This window comes from uncultured Bifidobacterium sp. (genome assembly GCF_963540075.1).
Lineage (GTDB): Bacteria > Actinomycetota > Actinomycetes > Actinomycetales > Bifidobacteriaceae > Bifidobacterium.
Window position 1 is genome coordinate 1 of sequence record NZ_CAUTOG010000075.1, and the last position, 3,831, is coordinate 3,831.

Sequence of the window (3,831 nt, forward strand, 5' to 3'; positions counted from 1 at the left end):
ACCCCGACGGCACCATGTCCTTCATGGAGGTCAACACCCGCATCCAGGTCGAGCATGGGGTCACCGAGGAGACGACCGGCGTCGACCTCGTCGAGGCCCAGCTGGCCATCGCCGAAGGGGCGTCCGTCGGGGACGTGCATCCGCATCCGCACGGGCATGCGATGGAGTTCCGCATCAATGCCGAGGATCCCTCGAAGGGATTCGTCCCCTTCCCCGGCACGATCGGCTCCCTGCGCGTCCCCAGCGGTCCCGGCATTCGCTTCGACACGGGCGTGGAGGCGGGCTCCGTCGTCTCGGGGCGGTTCGACTCCCTGCTCGCCAAGCTCGTCGTCTGGGCCCCCGACCGTGCCTCCTGCATACGCCGGGCGCGCCGCGCTCTCGCCGAACTGTCCATCGGCGGGGTCCCCACGGTCGTCCCCTTCGACGCGGCCGTGCTCGAGGACGACGACTTCTGCGCGGATGACCATCTGGGCGTGTACACGCGGTGGATCGAGGAGCGATTCCTGCCGCGCACCGACTCGGAAACCCTGCGCGGGCCCGGCTTCGTCAGGACGCCGGACGGCGGGACTCTGACGAGGACGTGGATCGAGCTGGACGGCAGGCGCATGTCCCTGGCGCTTCCCGCGTCTCTGGCGATGGCGGGGACGGCCGTCGCCGGCGCTCGGGACGCCGGGGACGGGCCGGACGAGAAGCCCGGAACGATAGCCGCCCCTCTGACGGGGACGGTGGTCTCCTGGCTGGCCGAGGACGGGTCTCATGTCGACGAGGGGCAGACCGTCGCCGTTCTCGAGGCCATGAAGATGGAGACACGGGTCACGTCCCCGGCCTCCGGCGTGCTTCATGTCGCGGTGAAGGCCGGCGACCTCGTGGACTACGGGTCGCCCATGGGCCGGGTGTCCTGAACATGATCCCGGGCGTTCCGACAGGCCGGGATGGCGAGGATGACGGATCACGTGGGTGACGGCATGGAAGGAATCGGTGAGGGAACGATGGCGACGATGACGACGGCGGGCGCGGTTCGGGGAGGGGCGTCGCCCTCGGAGGACACGCGCCTGCAAGGCCCGGTGCGCCGGGGACTGGCCTCACGCGCGTCGAGCTGGAGATGGTACCACCGCGTGACGCGGATCCGTGATCTTGCGGCGAAGGACGTGGGACGTGGCAGCGAGGTCCTCATGACCTTCAGCCGGCGCGACCTGTTCCATGCCGCCCGTCTGTTCGCCACGGGGGCGGCCCGTAGGGCGCTTGTGGTGACCGGCTTCTACATCCCGGGAGCCAGCAGCCCGGCGGCCGAGTCCGACGGGCCGGTCGGGGCCGTCGAGATCGCCTCGGCACTGAGAGCCATGGGCGGCGACGCCTGGCTCGTCAGCGACGAATGGTGCGCCCCGGTGGTCTCCGCGGCCGCCGCCGGCGACGTTCCCGACGACCATGTGCTCATTTCGCCGGCGGGTGCCGGCTTCGACGAGTGGCTGGCCTCCGTCGGCCGTCTCGTCCGCGAGCGCGGCATCGACAGCCTCGTGTACATCGAGCGAGTCGGACCCTCCCGTGACGGTGACCCCCGGAACATGCGCGGGGTGAACATCAGCAGATGGACGGCTCCGCTCAGCCGGCTCACGGAGCTGGGTCTGAGAACCATCGGCGTCGGGGACGGAGGCAACGAGATCGGCATGGGCCGCATCGATTCGCTTCCCATCGAGGACGTCGTGGACCACGGCGAGCGCATCGCCTGCACGGTGCCCACCGAGCGGCTCATCATCTCCGGGACGTCGAACTGGGGCGGGCATGCCCTCGTGTGCTCCATGCGGGTCATGGGGCATCCGGAGCTCGATCCGCTGCTCGGCGACTCCTGGCATCGCGGGGTGCTCCGACGCGTCGCGGATGCCGGGGGGCTCGACGGGGTGACGATGCTCAACACCCCCACCGTCGACGGTCTGAGCGAGGAGCGGTACTACGAGGAGATTCGCGCCCTGTCAGGTCTCGCCCGGTAGCGCCGGGGTCGTCAGGGGAGGTCGGGCGCTTCTGACGAATCACGGGATTCGACCTGGACGGCCCCGCGCGGAAGGATGCGGCAGACGCCGTCAAGGGGGTGGCGGCGCATTGGTGTCCGGATCTTCCATCGGATCGCGCGCCTACCGCCGCGCGGGTTCCCGCGGCGGCCTCCTGATCATCGGTTCGCGCGCGATTGCAGGCATATGTCGGCGAAGGTCCAGGCGAAAGCGCGGGCGACGTCGACGTTGGCGTGGTCTTGTTCCCGGCCATGACGGACGACCTCATCCCAGTCGAAGCCGTCCGTTCGCACCGCCTTCCTGTCGTCCTCGTCCCAATGCTCGACGTTCTCCTCGGATATCTCGGGATGGAACTGCAGTCCCCATGCCCTGTCTCCCAGACGAAACCCCTGGACGGGAGAACGGTCCGAGCGGGCGAGAAGCACCGCGTCGGCCGGCAGCGCCGTGATGTGGTCGACGTGGTTCTCCACCATCGGAAAGGTGTCCGGCAGAGAGGAGAACAGGGCGTCCCCCGCGGCCGCGGATGTCACGGAGATCTCCGTCATGCCATGCTCGGGGCGCAGGATGCGATGCTCCACGCGTCCCCCGCCCACGTAGGCGAGAAGCTGACCTCCCAGGCAGATGCCCAGTTGGGGAACCGACTCGTCCAGCGCCTCGGAGACAAGATGACGCGTGGCAGGAAGCCAGGGATAGCGTTCATCATCATCGGGCAGGGGAGCGCCCCCGAGGACGATGAGCGCATCGTACCCGCTGAGGCTTCGCGGCAGACCGTCCGGTCCGAACGCGAGTCGATGATCAAGCCCGCGCTGTGCGAGCCAGTCGCCGAGGCGACGGAGCGAGGCCGTGCGAGAATGCCCGATGACCAGGGCGAGGCCGCGATGCCGTTCCTGTGGCGGCGTCGTTGCCGTCGTTGTCGTTGTGGCCGTCGTGGCGTTCTGGTTCCCTGCCATGCCGTTCATTCCCCGCCGTCCTTCGTCCCTGTGATGATGCCCGTGTCCGTGTCGTTCGGGGCTGTTCGTCCGGCGGATGCGGCGGCGGTCTCCTCCGTCGCAGCGCATATGGCGTCCCCTTCGGAAAGATCGATGATGCTGGTCAGGCGCGTCTCCGTGACGTCATCCGTTGCGGGCTCGTCCGCCACACGGAAGTCCAGGGTCTGGATGCCCGGCGGACTGAGGGGCGTCAGGGTGATGGAGCATTCCAGGGGATGCCGCTCGCAGGGGATGATCCATGTCGCCTGGGCCGGGGTGTCCGCATGGAGAGTGGATAACATGCCGGCGACGCGTGCCGACGGAGGTCCGCAGAGGATGCCCAGCATCTCGGACAACCCGCGGGCACGGCTCTCCAGGTCGGCGTCGAGCTCGATGTTCATCGCGAAGACGTCCGTGATCGAGGACAGAGCCGTGCGACAGGCCTCGCCGATGTCGTCACCCCGGCGCATCGCATCGCCCGTGGAGGAGAGGGCTTCGGTTATTCTTCGCACCGCGTAAAGCGTCTCCGGCCAGGGTCGCACCGTCTTCCCCGCCGCACGCCGCCGTGACATCGCCTCATGGACCAGCACATCCAGAGCCTTCGACGCGGGGATGCCAGGCGTGGCGTATCGTCCGTTCGCGAGAGCCACGATTCCCAGTCCCGACTGCCGGTGCCAGCGCATATGCGAACCGTATCCAGGGTATCCTCCGGAATGGCCTATGACATCCCCCATGCCGGGCACGTGCTCGATTCGCAGACCGTATCCGTACGAGGCGATGTCGCTGCGGTCGCTGCGCGTCAGATGTCCCCGACTCGATCCGGACCTCAGCACCGGGGGGATGGGGGTGTGGCCGGTCTG

General features: G+C 68.7%; 4 protein-coding genes. 2 read left to right on the top strand and 2 right to left on the bottom strand.

Annotated features, from left to right (window positions below):
* Positions 1–902, top strand: a 902-nt coding sequence (locus RWX87_RS06595; protein WP_314688794.1) for a biotin/lipoyl-containing protein, incomplete at its 5' end; no start/stop codon positions are given.
* 213 nt (positions 903–1,115) lie between these two features.
* Positions 1,116–1,985, top strand: coding sequence for a glutamate cyclase domain-containing protein (locus RWX87_RS06600; RefSeq protein WP_399552335.1), 870 nt, complete (start codon positions 1,116–1,118; stop codon positions 1,983–1,985).
* A gap of 176 nt (positions 1,986–2,161) precedes the next feature.
* Here RWX87_RS06600 and RWX87_RS06605 read toward each other — a convergent pair whose 3' ends face one another.
* Together RWX87_RS06605 and RWX87_RS06610 are read right to left on the bottom strand one after the other, a co-directional pair.
* Entirely contained in the window at positions 2,162–2,953 is a 792-nt protein-coding gene (locus tag RWX87_RS06605) for a type 1 glutamine amidotransferase (RefSeq protein WP_314688795.1), read from the bottom strand.
* Between the two features lie 5 nt (positions 2,954–2,958).
* Positions 2,959–3,831 (bottom strand): serine hydrolase (locus RWX87_RS06610; protein WP_314688796.1); only part of this gene is annotated, 873 nt, incomplete at its 5' end.

Bases quoted from the DNA above. Each gene is read 5' to 3' on its own strand.
- RWX87_RS06605 (WP_314688795.1), bottom strand. From the start codon at position 2,953: ATGGCAGGGAACCAGAACGCCACGACGGCCACAACGACAACGACGGCA.